Annotated in this window: 18 protein-coding genes; 16 read left to right on the top strand and 2 right to left on the bottom strand. The window is 38.0% G+C overall.

Annotated elements, in window-relative coordinates; translation table 11 throughout:
• The first annotated feature begins 368 nt into the window (after positions 1-368).
• Positions 369-1,751, top strand: a complete 1,383-nt coding sequence (locus J7E67_RS12125; protein WP_214713319.1) for a glycoside-pentoside-hexuronide (GPH):cation symporter — start codon at positions 369-371, stop codon at positions 1,749-1,751.
• Positions 1,752-1,823: 72 nt separating this feature from the next.
• Here the strand turns inward: J7E67_RS12125 and J7E67_RS12130 are convergent, their stop codons facing one another.
• Positions 1,824-3,017 carry an ROK family transcriptional regulator gene (locus J7E67_RS12130; protein ID WP_214713318.1) on the bottom strand — a complete coding sequence of 398 codons (1,194 nt, stop codon included), beginning with the start codon at positions 3,015-3,017 and terminating at the stop codon, positions 1,824-1,826.
• A gap of 259 nt (positions 3,018-3,276) precedes the next feature.
• Here J7E67_RS12130 and uxaC point away from each other — a divergent pair, with 259 nt between their 5' ends.
• From uxaC to J7E67_RS12165, 7 genes are all read left to right on the top strand, one after another.
• The gene (gene uxaC / locus J7E67_RS12135; RefSeq protein WP_214713317.1) at positions 3,277-4,680 is read left to right on the top strand and encodes a glucuronate isomerase; all 1,404 of its coding nucleotides are present in this window, start codon (positions 3,277-3,279) and stop codon (positions 4,678-4,680) included.
• Between the two features lie 73 nt (positions 4,681-4,753).
• Complete coding sequence (gene gndA / locus J7E67_RS12140; protein ID WP_214713316.1) at positions 4,754-6,166, top strand: NADP-dependent phosphogluconate dehydrogenase; 1,413 nt, start codon at positions 4,754-4,756, stop codon at positions 6,164-6,166.
• A gap of 237 nt (positions 6,167-6,403) precedes the next feature.
• Positions 6,404-7,339 carry an AraC family transcriptional regulator gene (locus J7E67_RS12145; protein WP_214732018.1) on the top strand — a complete coding sequence of 312 codons (936 nt, stop codon included), beginning with the start codon at positions 6,404-6,406 and terminating at the stop codon, positions 7,337-7,339.
• Entirely contained in the window at positions 7,340-8,227 is an 888-nt protein-coding gene (locus J7E67_RS12150; RefSeq protein ID WP_214713314.1) for a sugar phosphate isomerase/epimerase family protein, read from the top strand. It abuts the gene before it with no gap.
• A gap of 2 nt (positions 8,228-8,229) precedes the next feature.
• Entirely contained in the window at positions 8,230-9,390 is a 1,161-nt protein-coding gene (locus tag J7E67_RS12155) for a Gfo/Idh/MocA family protein (RefSeq protein ID WP_214713313.1), read from the top strand.
• A 67-nt stretch (positions 9,391-9,457) separates the two neighbouring features.
• A complete protein-coding gene (locus tag J7E67_RS12160) occupies positions 9,458-10,462 on the top strand; it encodes a Gfo/Idh/MocA family protein (RefSeq protein ID WP_214713312.1) in 1,005 nt (334 codons plus the stop codon).
• A gap of 2 nt (positions 10,463-10,464) precedes the next feature.
• Positions 10,465-11,325, top strand: a complete 861-nt coding sequence (locus tag J7E67_RS12165; protein ID WP_214713311.1) for a sugar phosphate isomerase/epimerase family protein — start codon at positions 10,465-10,467, stop codon at positions 11,323-11,325.
• A 505-nt stretch (positions 11,326-11,830) separates the two neighbouring features.
• Here the strand turns inward: J7E67_RS12165 and J7E67_RS12170 are convergent.
• Positions 11,831-13,012, bottom strand: coding sequence for an ROK family transcriptional regulator (locus tag J7E67_RS12170; protein ID WP_214713310.1), 1,182 nt, complete (start codon positions 13,010-13,012; stop codon positions 11,831-11,833).
• A 232-nt stretch (positions 13,013-13,244) separates the two neighbouring features.
• Between J7E67_RS12170 and J7E67_RS12175 the strand changes: the two genes are divergently transcribed.
• The 8 genes from J7E67_RS12175 to tkt all read left to right on the top strand — a co-directional run bounded on the left by J7E67_RS12175 (position 13,245) and on the right by tkt (position 22,050).
• Positions 13,245-14,513 carry a nickel pincer cofactor-dependent isomerase, group 22 gene (locus J7E67_RS12175; RefSeq protein WP_214713309.1) on the top strand — a complete coding sequence of 423 codons (1,269 nt, stop codon included), beginning with the start codon at positions 13,245-13,247 and terminating at the stop codon, positions 14,511-14,513.
• Between the two features lie 22 nt (positions 14,514-14,535).
• On the top strand, positions 14,536-15,306 hold the full coding sequence (locus tag J7E67_RS12180) for an SDR family oxidoreductase (protein ID WP_168245983.1): 771 nt from the start codon (positions 14,536-14,538) through the stop codon (positions 15,304-15,306).
• A gap of 88 nt (positions 15,307-15,394) precedes the next feature.
• Positions 15,395-16,198: an ATP-dependent sacrificial sulfur transferase LarE gene (gene larE / locus J7E67_RS12185; RefSeq protein ID WP_214713308.1), complete on the top strand. Its 804-nt coding sequence runs from the start codon at positions 15,395-15,397 to the stop codon at positions 16,196-16,198.
• 152 nt (positions 16,199-16,350) lie between these two features.
• A complete protein-coding gene (locus J7E67_RS12190) occupies positions 16,351-17,823 on the top strand; it encodes a gluconokinase (RefSeq protein WP_214713307.1) in 1,473 nt (490 codons plus the stop codon).
• A 24-nt stretch (positions 17,824-17,847) separates the two neighbouring features.
• Complete coding sequence (larB, locus tag J7E67_RS12195; RefSeq protein WP_214713306.1) at positions 17,848-18,606, top strand: nickel pincer cofactor biosynthesis protein LarB; 759 nt, start codon at positions 17,848-17,850, stop codon at positions 18,604-18,606.
• Entirely contained in the window at positions 18,603-19,448 is an 846-nt protein-coding gene (gene larC / locus J7E67_RS12200; RefSeq protein WP_214713305.1) for a nickel pincer cofactor biosynthesis protein LarC, read from the top strand. The genes larB and larC overlap by 4 nt, the downstream gene beginning before the upstream one ends.
• A 47-nt stretch (positions 19,449-19,495) precedes the next feature.
• Complete coding sequence (larC2, locus tag J7E67_RS12205; RefSeq protein ID WP_168242344.1) at positions 19,496-19,972, top strand: nickel pincer cofactor biosynthesis protein LarC2; 477 nt, start codon at positions 19,496-19,498, stop codon at positions 19,970-19,972.
• A gap of 65 nt (positions 19,973-20,037) precedes the next feature.
• Positions 20,038-22,050 (top strand): transketolase, encoded by a 2,013-nt coding sequence (tkt, locus tag J7E67_RS12210; RefSeq protein ID WP_214713304.1) that lies wholly within the window; start codon positions 20,038-20,040, stop codon positions 22,048-22,050.
• Positions 22,051-22,083 lie beyond the last annotated feature (33 nt).

A 22,083-nucleotide genomic window follows, 5' to 3' on the forward strand; every position in this document is an offset into this window, starting at 1 on the left:
GATTTGTCGACAGTCTGAGATAGCTAACATCTGTTAGCTATCTTTTTTCATTATAAGATATCGTACTAGGTAATATTGGCTCCGATTTCATGCGAATCGGAGCCTTTTTTGTTATTTCATGAACTTCCTCCTTGATCTTTGCTGGATAAATGTTTATAAATGGGTTGGACAGGATGATAAACGCTTACAAATTATTATTGACGAAATTTGTCGACGGTGGTATTCTATCAATGAAGTTAATTTGTTAGTTTAATAAACAAATTAAAGAAACCTTTTTCAAGTTTAATATTCCAACCATATAGTCTTTGTAGTTTTGAAAAGGGTTACAGGTAAAACACATTTAATTAATATAAAAGGAAGAGGGAGACATGATGGAGAATAGTGCCCAAAAAAAATTAACCTTAAAAGAAAAAATCTCCTATGGTTTAGGTGATGTGGGTAATGGATTTATGTTTGATATGGGGCAAATTTATTTGCTTAAGTTCTATACAGATATTTTAGGAATATCTGCTTATTGGGGCGGCCTCGTATTTTTAGTATCAAAGATTTTTGATGCATTTGCAGATTCCTCAGTAGGTGCTTTTGTGGATAAACGGAAGGTAGGTAAACGAGGTAAGTTCCGGCCGTTCATCTTATTTGGATCGATTCCGCTTGCCATTATGACTGTCATTTCTTTCATGGCACCTGACTTTTCAGATACAGGAAAAATTGTTTTTGCTTTTATAACCTATATGGCCTTTGGGTTGTCGTATTCCATTGTTAATATTCCTTATGGATCACTCGCAGCTTCCATGACCCAAGATTCTGTGGATCGGGCATCTCTTGGATCCTTCAGAGCTATTGGCAGCCAATTTGCAATGCTTATTTCTGGGATGGTTGTTATCCCAATTGTTTTATATTTTCCAGATCAAAAATTAGGATATACCGTGGGAATCGGTTCGATGGCGTTAATTGGGGTCATATTCCATTATATTTGCTATCGTAATACAAATGAAAATGTGATTAGGGTGCCTAAAAAAGAAGAAGAAAAGCTTCCGATGTCGAAACTCTTCAAATTATTGCTAAGTAATAGACCGCTAATTGCTCTATGTTTCGTTTGTTTGTTTATGGTTGCAGGGAGTAACCTACGCACGGCTGTTCAGTTATATTACTTACAATATAATTTAGGAAATCCAGGTCTTATGTCTTTGCTTTCATTTACTAGTATTGGAATCGCTGTCATTGGTTCATTTTTTATTCCAGCACTTGTTAAAAGACTTGGAAAAAAGAAAACATTTATTATCGGTCTTTTTATTGGAGTTGCCGCGGATGTTGCGAACTTTGTTCTACCAGCTAACGTACCGACTTTCCTTATATTACTTACCATTGGAAGCTTAGGTCTTAGCTTTGCACTAGGTTTACCATGGGTAATGGTTGCGGATGCAGTGGATTATCACGAATGGAAAACAGGACAACGGACAGAAGGGATTGTATATTCAAGTTACAGTTTCTTCCGTAAACTAGCACAGGCGTTAGCTGGTTTTATTCCTGGCGTTGCCCTTGGATTAATCGGTTATGTTCCAAATGCAGAGCAAACTGCTGGCGCACTCCTTGGTATAAAAGGGCTAATGTTCCTCGTTCCAGCCGGACTAAACTTAATTGCTGCGGTTATCTTAATTGTTCTGTATAATTTAACAGAGGATCTTTATAAAAAGATTGTTGATGAACTTAAAGAAAAACAAAAGGTGAATGATAGTTTAAAAAGTGCGTAATGAACATCGATAAAAACCCCTTTTAGCACTAGCTAAAAGGGGTTTTTCCTTGAAAGAAGGGGTAATCAAGTTCTAAATGAGTACGCTTCCAATTCGATTGGATTTTATCTCATAAGGTAAATTTAACATCGGGACATCAAGAAAATGTTTGATAGCAAGTGCACATGCCCCAAGGACACAAGATTCTTTCCCGATAGTAGAGATCATTAATTCCCGGTAATGACTAATTGAAGAATTTAGATTTCCACTAATTTTATCGAGAGAGTCCGGATACATACGCAGCAGTTCACTATCAAGCACGAGTACGTCTGGATTATACATGTTAATCATATTATTCAATCCAATGGAAAGATAGAAAAGGAATTGTTCCATCAATTCGTGCACTTCCACATCGCCTTCATTAAGCCACTTTTGAATATGTTCGTAAGTTAGATTCTTTATTTGTCGTTTTTCAGATAAATGTTCAAAAATGACCGATTCCGAAGCATATTTTTCCCAGCAACCCTTATTTCCACAATTGCATGGTTTACCTTGTGGAACAACAATCATATGACCTATTTCACCAGCATATCCGTCATTTCCTCGGAAAAACTCATTGTTCATCATCATACCTAGGCCGATCCCAGAATAGAGGGTGGCACATAACAAGTTGTCTGTTTCATGGTGCGCAAAGACCCTTTCGGCAAAAGAACTTAGATTTGCATTATTTTCAAGGTAGATAGACGTATCAAATTCTCTTTCTAAATCACGCTTGAGATTAATATCATGCCAATTAAACCGTGGAACATAGTGGATCTCTTCGTCTTTTGTGACCAGACCATGGATGGCAATAACAATTCCTACAATACCATAGCGGCTCGTAGTGCAATCTGTTTTGAACTTTTTGATTTGTTGAATTAAAAGAGGAAGAATCTCTGCATAATTTGAAGTATTTATTTCGATAATATTAGATGAAACAGGACAGCCAAGAAGGTCTGATAATGTAAATGATATTTGACCATAATCAAGGTCAATACCAAGTGCATAGCCAACTTGTCCGTTCAATGAGAGCATAATCGGCTTTCTTCCAACCGAAAAATGCTCAAGCTGTGTCTCTATAATAAGCCCTTCTTCTAATAAGTCTGCAACTTGTGCTGAGATGGTTGCTCTTGTTAAGTTAGTGGCTTTGGATAGATCTGCTCTCGAAATCATTCCTTCTTTAACAATTTCTCTAAGGATTAAAGAGCGATTAATTTTTTTTATATATGCCGCATCACCCGTAACCATTTTTATCCTCCATTTCGTGCATTCCTTTGTTTATATTCTTATTATATCAGTTCTTTCATTAAAAGGTCGTTATTATTCTATTAATTCCTAAATAGTTAATTGACTAAACATATTAAACATGATAAATTAGGAATGTAATTAATTTGTTTAATAAACAAATTAAAAGAGAACGATCTGATAACAAATACTTATATATTTCTGTAAGGGGTTACAGATGTGCATTAACCGTATGAATTTCTATCTAAAGGAGAGGTATTCGATGAAAAAATTTATGGATCAACACTTTTTGTTAAATACAGATACTGCAGTTAAACTGTATGAAAATGCCGCAGCATCTTCACCTATTTTTGATTTTCACTGTCACTTAGATCCGGAGGAAGTTTGGGAAAATAAGTCTTACGATAATATTACTCAAATCTGGCTTGGTGGGGACCATTATAAATGGCGAACAATGCGCATGCATGGTATCGGAGAGCAATACATTACCGGAGATGCGGGTGATTGGGAAAAATTCGCAGCATGGGCAGAGACAGTTCCACATTTAATTGGAAACCCAGTATACCATTGGACGCACTTAGAATTAAAAATGGTCTTTGGTATTGATAAAGTATTAAGTCCTGAGACAGCTCGAGAAATTTGGGAAGAATGTAATGAAAAGTTACAGACGCCTGAATTCAGTGCAAGAGCTTTAATTGAGAGATCAAATGTAAAGTTTATCGGAACAACGGATGATCCAATCTCAACATTAGAATTCCATCAATTACTGAAAAATGATGAGACCTTTAAAACAATTATTGCTCCAACATTCCGTCCGGATGGTGCGCTTTTTATTGAACGTCCAACTTTCAAAAGCTGGATTGAAAAATTGGCGGATGTTTCAGGCATAAAAACGGATTCCTTAGATGGATTTTTAACAGCTTTGAAACAAAGAGTAGAGTATTTTCATGAAAATGGGGGCCGTGCCTCAGACCATGATATTCAAAAAATGGAATATGTAGAAACAACCAAACAAGAGGTTGAAGCGATTTTCAATAAACGTATTAGCGGTGAACAACTTACAAATGATGAAATGATTGCCTATCGTATTTTCCTCTTAAAAGAACTTGGAAAAATGTATGCAGAAAAGCAGTGGGTCATGCAGCTTCACATGGGAGCAATGCGAAACAACAACACAAGGATGAAGGAATTGCTTGGAACAGATGTAGGATTTGACTCAGTTGGAGAAGCTAATATGGCTGAGGGGCTATCCCGATTCCTTGATGCCCTTGATCAGGAAAATGCACTTCCTAGAACTGTATTATTTAACTTGAACCAAAAAGATAATGTAGTCTTAGCTGGAATGATGGGTAACTTCTATGAAGAAGGGATTCCAGGAAAAGTTCAATTAGGCTCAGGCTGGTGGTTTTTAGACCATATCGATGGTATGGAGAGACAAATGAAGGATTTTGCAAATGTCGGATTACTCAGTCACTTTATTGGTATGCTGACAGACTCTCGAAGTTTTCTATCCTATGCACGTCATGATTACTTCCGCCGAATTCTATGTAACCTCCTTGGCGAATGGGTTGAAAAAGGGTTAGCGCCGAATGACATGAAGCAAATGGAGCAAATGGTAAAGAATATTTGTTTTGATAATGCCGAAAAATATTTTTTAAGACGCTAAAAAGCACTTTTTAATTGTATTAATGAAAGAAATATGGTTATCTAAGTAGTATTAATAATGAAAGAGGGATAGTATGTCTAAACAACAAATTGGTGTGATTGGTTTAGCTGTTATGGGTAAAAACCTTGCCCTAAATATCGAAAGCCGTGGTTATTCTGTCGCTGTATTTAATCGTTCATACGATAAAACAGAAGAGTTTTTAAAGAATGAAGCAGAGGGAAAAAACTTTGTAGGTGCACGTACTGTTGAAGAATTCGTTAAATCTTTAGAAAAGCCTCGCAAAATTTTATTAATGGTTAAAGCTGGTACTGCAACAGATGCAACCATCGACTCTTTAAAGCCATTTCTTGAAGAAGGCGATATCCTAATTGATGGTGGGAATACATTCTTCCAAGATACAATCAGACGTAATAAGGAACTAGAGACAGCAGGATTCCATTTCATCGGAACTGGAGTTTCAGGTGGAGAAGAAGGCGCATTAAAAGGTCCTTCTATCATGCCAGGCGGTAAAGAAGAGGCTTATAACCTTGTTAAACCAATCTTAGAAGCCATTTCTGCAAAAGTAGAGGGCGATCCTTGCTGTACGTATATTGGTCCAAATGGTGCTGGTCACTATGTGAAAATGGTTCATAACGGAATTGAATATGGAGATATGCAGTTAATCTGTGAAGCTTATTTTATTTTGAAAAATGTCCTTGGTTTAGATGCAAAAGAGCTTCATGAGGTCTTTGCTGAATGGAATAAAGGCGAATTAGACAGCTATTTGATTGAAATTACGGCTGATATCTTTACGAAAGTGGATGAAGAAACTGGTAAACCAATGGTTGACTTAATCCTCGATACAGCTGGTCAAAAGGGTACTGGTAAATGGACAAGCCAAAATGCTTTAGACTTAGGTGTTCCACTTCCAATTATCACTGAATCTGTATTTGCCCGCTTTATTTCAGCAATGAAGGATGAGCGTGTTAAGGCAAGTCAGGTTCTTAATGGACCAGAAGTTAAGGCGTTTGAAGGCAATAAAGAAGAATTAATCGAAGCAGTTCGTAAAGCATTATATATGAGTAAAATTGTTTCTTATGCACAAGGTTTTGCACAAATGCGTGCTGCCTCTGAAGAATACGATTGGAATCTTCAATACGGTAATATCGCGATGATTTTCCGCGGAGGCTGTATCATTCGTGCACAATTCTTACAAAAGATTAAAGATGCGTATGATCGCGACCCTGAATTAAGAAACTTATTGTTAGATCCATACTTCAAAGAAATTGTTGAAAACTATCAACAGCCATTACGTCAAGTTCTTGCTGTGGCAATTGAGCGTGGTATTCCTGTACCGTCATTCGCTAGCGCGATTGCCTATTATGACAGCTACCGTACAGAAACTTTACCAGCTAATCTGTTACAAGCACAACGTGACTACTTTGGTGCTCACACCTATCAACGTGTTGATAAAGAAGGAGTATTCCATACACACTGGATGGAATAAGCAGTTTGATTTGGACCACTTTCAAAAGAGACAAAACTAGCTCAACAGGAGCTGGTTTTGTCTCTTTTTTTAATAGTCGGTTGTCTAAAATTCATTATTAAAAAGCAATGTGAGTCAAAAAATAACTATTTTTAAGCAGTTTTAGAGAATGATTTTGGTTTCTAAGTGCAATATAATAATAGTATGTTCAGTTAACAAATTAATTTGTTAACGCTTACCTATAAGGGTGTGAGAGTAATGGATGAGTGGAATACATCTCCTAACAAAAAGAAAATAATGGATGAATGGATAAACGCATTCTACCGAGCACAAGGTATGGAGTCCAATATATTTAATTTTCACTCACATCAAGAATATGAGATCTATTTTTTTCATTCGGGTGATTTTAAGTATTTAATTAATAATAGGATTTATGAATTACAGCCAGGTGATATCATTCTTTTGGATGGTATGACATTGCATAAACCGAACCCGAGGACAGGCAGCACGTATACAAGGAGTATTCTTCATTTTTCACCTACGTGGCTGCAAGAGTTATTGACAACTCTTGGAATCCCAAATTTGTTAGATCCTTTTAAAAAACTTAACAATTGTTTGCTGCGAACACGATATGATGAAGCGGGACAATTTGTTGATGGACGGATAAAGGAAATCGCCGCGTCGTTGGAACAGATTAATGAAGAAATGCAACGAACCGGCAAGAAAAATGAACTATTAGAAGCCGAAGTGAAACTTGAGTTAGTTCAATTGTTGTTAGGAATTTTTAAAATGAGTCAAAAAGAGTTATCTCAAGTAACAACTAAAAAGACTGAAAAGGAACATCATGCAGAGGCCATTGCGTCTTGGATTAATGAACACTATAGCGAAAAAATAAGTTTAGATCGAGTGGCTGCAGAGTTGAATCTGAGTAAGTATTATGCTTCGCATGTGTTTAAGGAAGTCACTGGCTTTACGGTGATGGAATATGTGATGGGATGCCGGCTCAATCAGGTGAAATATTTGTTGGAAATGGAGCCTGATCGAACGCTAACAGAGGTGTCACGGGTAACTGGCTTTGAGAGTGTTGCCCATTTTAGTCGGTATTTTAAGGAGAAGGTGGGCACCACACCGTCACGTTATCGTAAAAATAAAATTACTAGCAACATTACTGTGAAAAAGGGGGAACAGACCTAAATGAATAAAGACTTAATGATCTCAGGCTTTTCAGATGAAATCTCTTCTGATTTTGATACCCAGCTTGAAGTTGTCTCAAATCTTGGTATGCATTATCTTTCTTTACGCGGTATTGATGGGAAAAATATTGGTGATTATACTGTTGATGAGATTAAAGAAAATGTACAACCACGGCTTCAAAAGGCAGGTATCGGTGTTTCTTCAATAGGGTCGCCTATTGGCAAGGTGTTCATTAACGATGAAGATGGATTTGCCAATCAAAAGATCATGTTGGACACGCTTTGTCAAATTTCCAACTTATTAAATTGTCAATATATCCGTATATTTAGCTTTTATATTCCTAAAGGCGACAATGCCGACCAATATCGTGAGGAAGTCATTAGTAAGCTCAAGGAATATGCCGCCATTGCAGAAAAATACAATGTTATTTTACTACATGAAAATGAAAAGGATATCTTTGGTGATATCGGAAGACGCTGTCATGAGATTTTAACAGAGGTTGGTTCTCCTTACTTCAAAGGGATTTTCGACTTCGCTAATTTCGTACAGTGCGGTGAGGACACTCAGGAGTGTTACGATCTCTTAAAGAATGAGATTGTTTATATACACATAAAGGATGCTGTAACATCTGACAGTCAAAATGTTGTCTGTGGGACTGGAGAAGGGAAAATACCTGAGCTGCTGAAACAATTCATTCAAAGCGGTTACAAAGGCTTCTTAACGCTTGAGCCACACCTCGTTCTCTTTGATTCACTAAAGGATTTAGAACTTGAGGATGCAACTGAGATTATAAAAGACAACAAGGGGCTGGATGGTGCCGGCGGCTACAAGCTTCAATATGAAGCACTTTTAGAAATTCTTAAAACAATTGAAAGCGAGGAGAAGTAATAATGGAACAAGTTAGATTAGGGATTATTGGTTTAGGTGCAGAAGGCGGTATGTACGCTAATTTCATTTCTGAAGGCAAAGTTAAAAACATGGTGATTGGTGCGATTTGTGATAATGATCCTGCTAAAAAACAAGTAGCGCAAGAGAAGTATCCTGGTGTTCCTTTCTACGATAATTATATCGATATGATGGAAAGCGGTGACGTTAATGCGGTCGTTACAACTGTTCCGCATTATCTTCATCCTGAAATGGGAATCGAAGCACTAAAACGAAACCTCCATGCATTAGTGGAAAAACCAGCTGGTGTTTATACAAAACAAGTTAAAGAGTTAAACGACTTTGCAGCAACAAAGCCTGAAGTTAAGTTTGCCATCTTCTTTAACCAGCGTACAAATCCACTTTATAAAAAAGTAAAAGAAATTATTGATAATGGTGAGATTGGCAGCATTCGTAGTACCAACTGGATTATTACTACTTGGTGGAGACCTCAAGGGTACTACAATCAAAGTGAATGGAGAGCAACTTGGGGCGGAGAAGGTGGAGGTGTCCTTGTAAACCAAGCGCCACACCAAATTGACTTGCTTCAATGGATTTGCGGCATGCCGAAAAAGGTTTATGCAAAAGTAAAATTTGGCTCTCAAAGAGATATTGTTGTTGAAGACGATGTGACAGCAGTATTTGATTATGGAAATGGTGCTACTGGTGTATTTGTAACTCGTACACACGATGTAGTGGGGACTGACCGTCTAGAAATCCTGGGCGATAAAGGAAAAATTGTGGTAGACGATAGTAAGAAAGTAACCATCAAGCGCCTGAAGAAATCTGAAAATGAAATGAGCAATTCCATGGATATGTCAGATGTTATGAAGCTGTTTATGGGCGGCGGTGCAGGTGATATTTTCACTGAGGAAGTACTTGATTTTGGCAATGTTTGGGGCGAACAGCACATTGCTGTATTAGATGACTTTGCTTCTGCGATTGTAGAAGGTACTCCATTATTAGCACCTGGCAGCGACGGCATTAATGGTGTTAGACTTGCAAATGCTATGCACCTGTCAGCCTGGTTAGGCAAGGAAGTGGAAATACCATTTGATGAAGATTTATTCCTAGAAGAATTAAATAAACGGATTGCAGAAGAAGGTAAATATCCGGTTAGAAAGTAATCAAACACATGAAACGAACTCATCGCTAATACAGCTTTGAGTTCGTTTCAAAAAAGGGGAGAAGCTCATGCTAAAAGTAGCAGTAATAGGGCTTGGAGATATTTCAAAAATTCATATTCCAGCTATACAAGCGAACCCAAATGCTGAGTTAGTGGCAGTTTGTGATCTTGATGAATCATTAAAAGATAACGTACCTGGGGTAAATTTTTATCGAGATTATCACGAGATGCTTGAAAAAGAAAACCTTGATGTTGTCCATAATTGCCTGCCTCACTATCTACACTATCCTATAACAAAAGCTTGTGTAGAAAAGGGTGTTCATGTTTTTCAAGAAAAGCCGTTGGGCTTGAACACGGAAGAGGGACAGGCACTCGTAAAACTAGAGGAAGAACACAGTGATGTTAAAATCGGTGTGTGTTTACAAAACCGTTATAATGAGTCGTTTGAAATGCTTATGGAGATTGTCAAAGGCGGCGAATATGGCAAGGTCACAGGAGTTAAAGGATTGGTGGCTTGGTATAGACCAAAAGCTTATTATGATGTGAAACCTTGGCGTGGAAAAATGGCGTATGCCGGGGGCGGTTCCATGATCAATCAATCCCTCCATACACTGGATTTAATCCAGCTAGTCGGCGGAAAAATAGAATCAATAAGAGGTTCAGTGGACCAATTATTGGATTATGGGATTGAAGTGGAAGATACTGCTTCCGCACATATACTCTTCGAAAACGGTGCAAGAGGATTATTTTTTTCAACCAATGCCAATCCAGAGAACTCCAGTGTAGAGCTTGAAGTATATCTTGAAAAGGGTAAATTCATCATTAAAGACAGCATTCTCACAAGAATAAATGAAGAGGGAAAAAAGGAAGAATTGGTAGAAGATGCTAAGCTGCCTGGCTCAAAATTCTATTATGGTGCCAGCCATGCGAAAACGATCAATCAATTCTATAACTGTATTTTACAGGGTACTCATGATTATGTTCATGCAAAGGATGCGGTCGTATCTATTCAAATGATTGATGCCATTCGACTTTCTTCAGAGACAAAACAAAGTATTAAGATGGAGGGATAACCATGAAAAAAGGTAAAATCGGCGTTCAAATGATGATGCTTAAAGGCAAAGTGGAAGAACTAGGTGCTTATGAAACAATGAGAAAAGTTAGTGAGCTTGGATATCACGCTGTTGAAGTATCTCAAATACCTATGACTCCAGAAAACGTAGCGGAATTAAAAAGGGCGAGTGTAGATTTTGATATCAAGATTGCGGCTCTTTCTGCCGCTGTAGAGCCAATGTTGCCTGGAATGCCTGGCGAAACATTGACAAGTGATTTTGAAAAAATAGTTAATGATTGTAAGACACTTGATTGTAATTTCTTACGTATTGGTATGCTTCCGTTAACATGTATGGGCCATAAAGATAAAATCATGGAATTTATTGAAAAGGCAGAAGTAATGGCTCACAGATTAGCTGAGCATGGAATTGAATTGTATTACCATACTCATCATTTAGAATTTCAAAAATATGATGGTGAATATTTGTTAGACATTATTAAAAATAACACCACTAAGCTTGGATTTGAATTAGATGTTCACTGGATTCAAAGAGCAGGCGTAAATCCTGTGGAGTTTGTTAAGGAATATACAGGTCGTATTTCACTCTTACATTTGAAGGATTATCGAATTGGACAAATGGATTTAAGTGAAGTTGACTTCAAAGATATGGCTAAATTCTTTGACAAATTCACGAATACGATTGAATTTGCAGAACTCGGTGAAGGAAACCTTGATATCAAAGCGATTACTGAAGCCGGTCTTGAAAGCGGTGCACAATATTTCTTGGTAGAACAAGATGATACGTATGGTCGCGATCCATTTGAATGCCTAGCAATTTCAGCTAATCACCTGAGAAAACTAGGATTTGGCGAATGGTTTTAAAATTAAAACGACCGAAAAAAGATATGAAGTAAATTGGGTGTCAGGCACTATGGTGTCAGGCACTTTCTTTTTTTTTAGGCTGTGTTATAGGACAATGTTGATTTTATAGCCAAGTTGATTGGAGCGGAAATCAACAGCCAAGTTTAAAAAGCCAAAAAAAAACCCAATTCACATTTTATTTACGTGAATTGGTTCTGACAGGTTCAGATAGATGAAATGGAATGTATTCACCATGTTTTTCAATTTGTTTAACTACTAAATTAATTAAATGTTTCATTACAATTCCTCCTAGTAATTTGATACTCTTATTATCATTTATTATCAAAATTTAAACAAACTCACTGAAAACGGAAACAAACAGGATGAAAACGGGAACATTGGTTATGAAAGTGTTCACATCATCTTTTTTCTTATAATTACGTCGATTTTCTCGCTATTTCATTCATTCCAAATAAAAAGGAAAAAGCCCTCTGGAATGAAGGCTTATAGTTACTTTTTGCTTATTCTATTTATCGAGAAAGCTTTCCTCACACGAAGTTAAACAAAGCTCTGAAACCCCTAAAAAGTTTTGAATGGTCAAAGCACAGGCACCCATGATACACGCCCTTTTGCCAAATTCTGAGATCAACAATTCCGAATAATGACTAATGGAAGAAGAGAGATGGGCTTTAAGTTCTTCAGCTGCATTAGGATATAAACGAAGGATTTCACTATTTACCACTAAGATTTCAGGATTATAAAGGTTAATTAAATTATTTAATCCAATAGAAAGATACATAATAAATCGATCTATCTCTTTGAGGAAAACAGGGTCATGTTCATTGATCCGATTTTGAAAATCTTCAAGGTTGAAAGCTATTTCTTTTTGATTTTCAGCAAATTGGGTAATAAAACTCAATTCGGAAGCGTATTGTTCCCAGCATCCCAAATTTCCGCAACGGCAGGGGAGTCCATTTGGAACGACAATCATATGCCCAATCTCACCTGCGTAACCGTGGAATCCTTTGAATAATCCACCATTGATAATAAATCCAAGACCAATTCCAGAATACAAACTGACAGATAATAGGTTGTTACTTTGGTGGTGTTTATACACTTTTTCCGCAATGGAGCATAAGTTGGCATTATTTTCGAGGTAAACATTGACTCCTATTTCATTTTCTAAGTCTTTTTTTAAGTTTTTGTTTCGCCAACCGTGTTGAGGGACAAAATCAATTATTTCATCTTTATTCACAATTCCATGAATTCCAATGGTAATACCAACAAGACCGTAACGAGTATGGGCGAATTTAAATTTATAACAAGTAATCTGTTCTATTAATAACTTAAGAATGACATCATATTCAGATACTTGTATTTCAATTATATCTGTCTGAATAGAAGTACCAATTAAATCTGATATGGTAAAAGTAATTGAATTTTTATCTAGGTCAATTCCCAGGGCAAAACCTGCCTCTCGGTTAACTGAGAGCATGATTGGCCTTCTCCCCAAACTTTTGTGTTCCTGTTGTGTTTCAATAATTAATTCTTTGTCCAATAAATCTGATACCTGTACAGAGATCGTCGCTTTATTTAATCCTGTAATTTTTGCAAGCTCTGCTCTAGATATCAATTTATGCTCAACAATTTTACTTAAGATTAAAGACTTGTTCATTTTCTTGATAAATGCTGCATCTCCTGTGAGCATAAAGAACCTCCTTGCATTTTTAAAAGGAAATAAGTTATTAATATTGACGTAATTTAGCCATAATGATATTATACAGGTAATTAGTTTGTTTGGTAAACAAATTAATGAATAATACTTTTTTTTAGTTTCTTTTGTAAGGGATTACAGGGGATTTCATTATAGCCTCATCAATACATGGAATGTAATAGAATGAGGAAAACTTTAATAGGTAAAAAAAAGGAGTGATACAAACATGGGTATCCTACAAGAATTATTAAAAGATATTCCAGTTCCTAAAATGGCAAAGGTCAAAGTTCACTTTGATAACACAAAGATTGATGACCTTGGTACTACGCTGAAGGAACAATTACAGCAAGTACATATTCAGAAAAAAGTACAGCCTGGGATGGAAATTGCGGTTGCTGTTGGCAGCCGCGGACTTGATCGCCTCGTTGAAATTACTGAGGTAACGGTCAAGTTTCTTAAAGATTTAGGAGCTAAACCTTTCATTGTACCAAGCATGGGGAGTCACGGGGGGGCGACTGCAGAGGGTCAACGCGAAGTTTTAGCGCATCTTGGTGTAACCGAAGAAAGTGTCTGTTGCGAGATTCGATCTTCAATGGATGTAGTAAAGATTAGTGAGCTGCCGAATGGATTACCAGTCTATGTGGATAAATTTGCATCAGAAGCGGACGGAATCGTTGTTATTAATCGTGTGAAACCACACACAGCTTTTCGTGGACCAGTAGAAAGTGGAATTATGAAGATGATTAGCATTGGATTAGGAAAGCAAAAAGGGGCAGAGGCCTGTCATCAAATGGGATTTAAATATATGGCAGAAAATGTCCCAGCCATGGCAAAGATCATCATGGAAGAGACCCCCATACTTTTCGGAGTTGCAACAGTTGAAAATGCATTTGATAAAGTTGCAATTATTGATGTACTTACTCCAGAAGAGATTATTAATAGAGAACATGAACTTCAAAAACAAGCAAAAGAGTTATTGCCAAAGCTTTTCTTTGATCAATTGGATGTCCTTGTAATAGATGAAATAGGTAAAAATATTAGTGGGGATGGTATGGATCCGAATATTACGGGACGTTACCCAACACCGTATGCATCTGGTGGACCTGAAGTTAACAAAATGGCGGTGCTCGATGTAACACATCAATCAGAGGGTAATGCCAATGGCGTAGGAACGGCTGATTTTACAACACAACGGCTAATAGACAAGATGGACAAAGAAGGAACTTATGCAAATGGTTTAACTTCAACCGTTGTTGCTCCTACAAAAATTGCTACGACATTACCAAACGATAAACAAGCGATCCAAGCGGCTATTAAAACATGCAATATTCTAGATTTTAGAAACGTCAAATTAGTCCGCATTAAAAATACATTAGTGTTAAGTGAAATTGAAGTATCTGAGCCTTTACTTGAATATGTAAAACAGCATCCAAATATGGAACTAAGTTCAGATCTTTATGATATTCCTTTTAATGAAAATGGAAATTTATTTTAACAGAACAAAGGAGAGAAGAATGATGTCAAATTTATTCGATTTAAGTGGAAAAGTTGCAGTCGCAATTGGTGGAAATGGTGTATTGGGTTCAGCAATGGCAAAAGGCTTGGCTTCTCAAGGGGCAAAAGTTGCGATTGTAGGACGTAATCTTGAAAAAGCAGAGGAAGTTGTCAAGGAAATTGAAGAGAACGGCGGGGAAGCAAAGGCGTTTTCTGCAGATGTTAGTTCAAAGGATTCTTTAGTTAACGTTGCGAATGAAATTGAACAATGGTCCGGCGGCTGGGACATTCTTTTAAATGCACCAGGTACAAATAGTGCTACACCATTTTTTGAACTTGGTATGGACGAATGGGACAAAATTATGGATATAAATTTAAAAGGAATTGTGTTAACCTGCCAGATTTTTGCAAAGAAAATGATTGAGCAGGATAGAAAAGGAAGCATCATTAATATCTCATCTGTTTCCTCAACAACACCACTTTCAAGAGTGTTTACTTATTCCGTATCAAAAGCAGGCCTTAACAGCGTTACACAGTTTCTAGCACGTGAATTTGCTCCAAATGGGATTCGTGTTAATGCAATTATTCCAGGGTTTTTCCCTGCTGAACAAAACCGAAAAATTTTAGATAAAGAACGCATTGAATCAATCATGCGACATACCCCAATGAATCGTTTTGGTGAGGCGGAAGAGTTACAAGGTGCTACTGTTTGGCTTGCCTCTGAGAAAGCGTCAAGTTTCGTAACAGGAACTCTCGTTCGTGTTGATGGCGGCTTTGGCAGCATGACTATATAATCCAAGGTACACATAAATCTACAGCTCAATAAATAAATTAACAATGGCTGACTTTAAATTGGATGAGGGATAGGGGGAGAAAAGGACCATGCTAACAGAGAAATACGAAAAATTAACGTCTATTCTCCGAGAAATGGAATCCGTGGTTGTAGCATTTTCAGGAGGAGTGGACAGTACATTTCTATTAAAGGCTGCTGTGAACGCATTAGGTGCTGAACATGTTCTCGCCATTACAGCAGACTCTGAAAGCTACCCTTCTAGTGAGCTTGAAGAGGCAAAAGTACTTGCAAATCAAATTGGTGTCAGGCACCAAGTGATTGAAACATCTGAACTCGCAATCCCAGGATACGCGGAAAACAATAAAAATCGTTGCTATTTTTGTAAAAGCAGTTTATTTGATCACATAATTCCAGTTATGGAAGAAAAGGGCTTTCAAAATGTAGTTTATGGTGTCATTGCTGATGATATGAATGAATTCCGACCAGGTATGCAAGCCGCTAAAGAAAAGGGGATACGCGGTCCACTCCTAGAAGCTAATCTTTTTAAACAGGAGATCAGAGAACTCTCCCGGGAATTTAGTTTGCCGACATGGGATAAACCATCTTTAGCTTGCCTTTCTTCAAGAATTGCCTATGGTGAATATATTACAAAAGAAAAGCTGACGAAGGTTGAAAAAGCTGAAGCTTATTTAAAAACATTAAATATTCATCAAGTACGGGTCCGAACACATCAGGATATTGCAAGGATCGAAGTAGAACCTAATGATATGAAGGAAATTCTTGAAAATCATGACTCGATCGTGCAAGCACTTCAAGGCTATGGTTACAAATATATCACGTTAGATTTAATTGGATATCAGAGTGGAAGCATGAATAAGGTGTTATCTGAATAGCTTTCTGCTCGGCAAATTAGCTTAGGAGTGTACACTGAAAAAATGGCTTTGGATCATCCAAAGCCTCTTATTTTAACGATAATATAAATAGCAATAAAGGATCAAAATAAACTCCAATATTACTTATTGTTATGTGAAAAGGAAGAGGAAGTATGTCAAGAGAAGTTGTAATTGGACTTGATATCGGAACTACAAGTGTTAAAGCATGCGTATTTGACTTACAAGGCAAATTAATCGCAGAAGCCGAGAGAATGAACACATTCAATTATCCACAGCAAGGATGGGTGGAACAAGACCCCATTGAGATTGAACAATCAGCTGTACAAGCAATCAAAGAGGCGATCCAAAAAGCTGGTATTGAGAAAAATGAATTAATTTCAATCGGGTTTTCAGCTGCAATGCATTCACTGATTTGTGTAGGTGAGAATGGCTGTCCAATATCTCCGGCCTTAATTTGGGCTGATGGAAGAAGTTATCTACAAGCAGAATCAGTGATCGAAACAATGGGTAACGAGGTTTATTCAAACACAGGAACACCGGTTCATCCAATGACACCATTCGTTAAGTTGTTATGGATGAAAGAAACAAAATATGAACCCTACCTCCAAGCAAAGTACTTTATGTCGATTAAAGAGTATTTACTACAATGCTGGTTTAATCAGCGGGTTATTGATTATTCGATGGCATCTGCGACAGGTTTATTTAACCCTGCCACACATACTTGGAATCAAACATTATTATCTCTATCGGATATTCATGATGGTCAGCTTTCAAGAATTGTCCCTCCAACTGAGATATTAACAGGGATTAATCCACAAATTGCGGAAGAAATGGGAATTGACCCGGAACTTCCTTTTGTGATTGGTGCTGCCGATGGCCAATTGGCTAACTTGGGAATTGGAGCGATTCTCCCTGGTGAAGTTGCGGTTTCAGTTGGTACTAGCGGGGCCATCAGACAAATCACAAAAGGCGTTAAGATAAGTGAAAATCAAGAAACCTTTTGTTATTCCTTTACTGAAGATTTTTCTATCATTGGAGGTCCAACCAATAATGGCGGGATTGCCTTACAATGGTTAAAAGACCTTTTGAACGACCAAAGAGACTTCTCCGAATTCCTTGCCGATGCAGAAAAGGTTCCGCTTGGCGCAGACGGAATCATCTTCCACCCTTATTTAAATGGCGAAAGAGCGCCGATTTGGAATCAACGGGCAAAAGGGAATTTCTTTGGATTATCTGTAACACATAAAAGAGAACATTTTATCCGAGCTGTTCTAGAAGGAATCACTTTTAACCTCTTTCAAATTGGCAAGGCATTAGAGAGGTTAGCTGGGAAACATCAAAAGATATATGCTAACGGTGGTTTATCCAGATCTCCATTGTGGCTGCAAATGATGGCAGATGTATTCGATGCGGAAATTTATGTGCCTGAGAGCTATCACAGTGCAGCATGGGGAGCAGCTTGGACAGCTTTAGTGGCTACTGGTAAAGTAAATTCATTTGAAGAGATTAAAAAGAATATTCCAATGGGTAAAGCAATCGTTCCTATTAAGGAAAATAGTGAAAAATATAGAATTATATATGAGAACTATGAAAAATTGGCAAGTGGAATGACAAAACATTTTTGAAGTGTATATTAAGGGGGAGAACGAATGCTTGAAGAAATTTTAGAGCAGGTTCAAAGAGGTACCCTAAGTGTTAAAGAAGCTAAGGAGCAATTAGCAACATTTGAAAATTTAGGATTTGCTAAAGTTGACCATCATCGTAAGAAACGTCAAGGATTCCCAGAGGTCGTGTACGGTGAAGGGAAGACGACTGAACAAATTGTTTCAATTATTCAAGTGTTACGAGCTCGAAACAACCAAGTACTCGTCACACGTATTTCCAAAGAAAAGGCAGAAATTGTCCAACGTTCTTGCCCTGATTTTATCTACAAAGAAGAAGCACACATTCTTTTTTGGAAAGAGGACCATGCGAATGAGGGGGATCCACAAGGGTATATTGCTGTGATTTGTGCAGGAACCTCGGATTTAAGGGTTGCAGAAGAAGCTGCAGTGACTGCTGAAGTATTAGGAAGCAAGGTCCATCGTATCTATGATGTCGGTGTTGCTGGAATTCATCGCCTGTTAAGCCATGCTGAGGAAATTCAAAATGCCACGGTTTCCGTTGTAGTTGCAGGTATGGAAGGGGCACTTCCCAGCGTAGTGGGCGGACTTGTATCACATCCTGTAATTGCAGTCCCAACAAGTATTGGATATGGGGCAAATTTTAATGGACTATCTGCCTTATTAACCATGTTAAATTCATGTGCTTCCGGGATTAGTGTCGTGAATATTGATAATGGGTTTGGCGGGGGATATAACGCAGTATTAATTGATCAACTTGCACAAAAAGGGGCCAGAAAAAATTGAAAACACTTTATTTTGATTGTTTTTCAGGTATCAGCGGTGATATGGTCATTGGAGCCCTTATCGATGCCGGAGCAGATCCCAATCGGTTAGTAGAAGAATTAAAAAAACTTCATATTGATGATGAGTATAAGTTGACATGGACAAAGTTAGTAAAGAATGGGATTACAAGTACCAAATTTGACGTGGTGTTATTGAACAATGCTCATGACCATACACACGACCATAATCACGAGCACGATCATGACCATGAGCACGATCATGACCATAATCATGAACAAGATCATAATCACCATCATCACAGTCATAGCCACGAACATGAGCACCATCATCATGAGCACCGTGCATATAAGGATATTGTTGGATTAATTGAGAGTGCTGGTTTTGCTGAGCCAGTGAAAGCAATGGCTTTAAAAATTTTTAAAAGAATCGGTGAAGCAGAAGGACATATCCATGGAATTCCACTAGAGAAGGTCCATTTTCATGAAGTAGGGGCAGTAGATTCGATTATTGACATTATCGGAGCTGCTATCTTAATTCATCAATTAGAAATAGACGTAATCAAGTCATCACCCATCCCAGTAGGAACTGGACGTATCCATATTGACCATGGTATTTATCCTGTCCCTGCACCGGCCACTCTTGAAATTTTGAAAGGTGTACCAATTGAACAATCGGACATTCGCTTCGAGCTCACTACTCCAACGGGGGCAGCGATTGTCGCTGTACTGGCAGAAGAATTTTGCCCCATACCATCCATGAAGGTTACATCCATTGGTTATGGTGCTGGAACGAAGACCTTTATAAACCATCCCAATGTGCTCCGTGTCATCATTGGGGAATAGTAAAAATAGCTCTTAAATCCTTTTTATGAAAGAAAGGAAATGATTTAATGGTCTCTCATCATCCTCCCAGCAATGAGCATCTTGATGATCAGATGGTCAAAATGGAAGTTAATCTCGATGATATTCCTGGAGAATGGCTAGGCTATGTGATGGACTTGCTGTTTGAGGCTGGCGCTAATGATGTCTTCTATACCCCGATTTATATGAAAAAGAATAGACCAGGCGTATTGCTTCAATTGCTTTGCTCGATGAAACATATAAATACAATGAAGGAAATTCTTTTTAAGGAAACCACCACACTAGGAATACGCTATTATCCGTTAACAGTACACCGGTTAGAAAGAATGTTTAGGAAGGTTACAACTGAGTGGGGTGAAGTGACAGTAAAAGAAGGAATTTATGAGGGACATGTTGTGCAAAGAGCTCCGGAGTTTGAGGAATGCAAAAGCATTGCACAACTACATAACATTCCCTTGAAAAAGGTTTACGAAATGGTTTGGAAGGCTTTGGGTAATGAAAACTAAGCCTTTCAAACTGCTCTATAACAAGGTTGATATACAATATTAATAGATTTGGAGTGTAATAGCACATGACAACATTACTTAATGAAACAAAACTTGATCAATTAGCCATAAATACGATTCGTACTTTATCGATTGATGGGATCGAAAAGGCCAACTCCGGTCATCCCGGCATGCCAATGGGTTCAGCCCCAATGGCTTACACGCTTTGGGCAAAAGAAATGAATCATAACCCAGTGAATCCTAAATGGTTTAACAGAGACAGGTTTGTTTTATCAGCAGGTCATGGATCAATGCTTCTATATAGTTTATTACATTTATTTGGTTACGACGTAACCATTGACGATTTGAAAAACTTCCGTCAATGGGGAAGCAGAACTCCTGGTCACCCTGAATTTGGTCATACTCCTGGGATAGAAGCAACTACAGGGCCATTAGGACAAGGGGTTGCTATGGCTGTGGGGATGGCAATGGCGGAAAGACATCTTGCAGCTACATACAATCAAGAGGGATATACAATAGTTAATCATTATACTTATGGTATTTGTGGAGATGGTGATTTAATGGAAGGTGTATCTGCTGAAGCAGCATCCCTGGCAGGTCATCTTAAACTTGGAAGACTAATTGTTATGTATGATTCAAATGACATTTCATTAGACGGAGATTTGCATTTATCTTTCTCTGAAAGTGTGGAGGATAGATTTAAAGCCTATGGATGGCAAGTGATTCGTGTAGAAGATGGAAATGATACTGATGCTATTCAAAAAGCATTACAAGAAGCAAAAACTGAGTTGAATCGCCCTACTTTAATTGAGGTTAAAACCGTGATCGGTTATGGTTCTCCAAATAAAGCTGGTAAGTCTGCTTCCCATGGGTCTCCACTTGGGAAAGAAGAAATTAAGTTAACAAAAGCTGCATATAATTGGGAGAATGAAGAGCCATTTTTCGTTCCCGAAGAAGTAAAAGAGCATTTCAAGCAATTTACGCTAGATGGCCAACTCAAAGAAAATGCTTGGAATGAATTATATGCGAGTTATAAGAAGGAATACGCAGAGCTTGCTAAGCAATTTGAAGCCGCGATCATTGGAGAGCTTCCGGCAAATTGGGAAGAAGCCTTACCTGTTTTTACGGAAGGAGAAAAAATCGCAACTCGCGTATCATCGGGGAAAACACTGAATGCGGCAGCCAATGTTGTCCCACATTTTATCGGGGGGTCTGCTGATTTAGCAGGATCGAACAAAACACTTATTACATCAGAAAAAAATTACTATATTGATAGCTATGCAGGTCGCAATATTTGGTTCGGAGTGCGTGAATTCGCAATGGGTGCCGCACTAAATGGGATGGCTCTTCATGGCGGCGTTAAAGTATTTGGTTCTACTTTCTTCGTATTCTCTGATTACTTACGTCCAGCAATTCGTCTAGCTGCCTTAATGAAGCTTCCTGTTACTTATGTGTTTACACATGATAGCATCGCTGTAGGTGAAGACGGACCTACACATGAACCAGTTGAACAGCTAGCAGCATTACGTGCAATGCCGGGAATTTCCATTCTTCGCCCCGCGGATGCGAAGGAGACTGTTGCCGCTTGGAGATTAGCAATGGAAAGCACAGATACGCCAACAGCCCTTGTTTTAACACGTCAGGACTTACCGACATTAGCGCTTTCACAACAAACGGTTTATGAAGGTGTTAAAAAAGGTGCATATGTTGTTTCAGAAGCAAACGGCAATGCTAACGGTTTATTGCTTGCAACAGGATCAGAAGTGTCCTTGGCGATGGCAGCTCAAAAAGAGCTTGAAAGTGAAGGGATTTTTGTATCAGTTGTAAGTATGCCAAGCTGGGATCGTTTTGAGAAACAATCGCTTGAATATAAAGAATCAATCCTTCCTAAAAATATTAAAGCACGTCTTGGTATTGAAATGGGTTCGTCAATTGGATGGAGAGAATATATTGGGGACAATGGCAGTGTCATTGCCATCAATCAGTTTGGGGCATCTGCGCCTGAAAGTATATTACTTGAGAAGTATGGTTTCACAGTTGACAATGTCGTGAAATGCTTTAAGGAGCTTAAAAATTAAGACGTTAAACGATAATAGAAATGGCTGCCAGAT

It is taken from the genome of Bacillus sp. ISL-46, assembly GCF_018613205.1.